This window comes from Neisseria sp. P0008.S010 (genome assembly GCF_051962715.1).
GTDB lineage: Bacteria > Pseudomonadota > Gammaproteobacteria > Burkholderiales > Neisseriaceae > Neisseria > Neisseria elongata.
On the sequence record NZ_JBQCVA010000189.1, the window covers coordinates 1 to 380 of the forward strand.

Annotated in this window: 1 rRNA gene; it reads left to right on the forward strand. The window is 54.5% G+C overall.

From position 1 onward, the window contains the following. Positions 1–380: ribosomal RNA gene (locus ACTHSL_RS13160) — 16S ribosomal RNA — on the forward strand; the annotation flags it as partial.

Genomic DNA, 380 nt, shown 5'->3' on the forward strand with positions numbered 1-380 from the left:
TTGGACAATGGGCGCAAGCCTGATCCAGCCATGCCGCGTGAGTGATGAAGGCCTTAGGGTTGTAAAGCTCTTTCAGTAGGGAAGATAATGACGGTACCTACAGAAGAAGCCCCGGCTAACTTCGTGCCAGCAGCCGCGGTAATACGAAGGGGGCTAGCGTTGTTCGGATTTACTGGGCGTAAAGCGCACGTAGGCGGATCGTTAAGTCGGGGGTGAAATCCTGGAGCTCAACTCCAGAACTGCCTTCGATACTGGCGATCTTGAGTCCGGAAGAGGTGAGTGGAACTCCTAGTGTAGAGGTGGAATTCGTAGATATTAGGAAGAACACCAGTGGCGAAGGCGGCTCACTGGTCCGGTACTGACGCTGAGGTGCGAAAGCG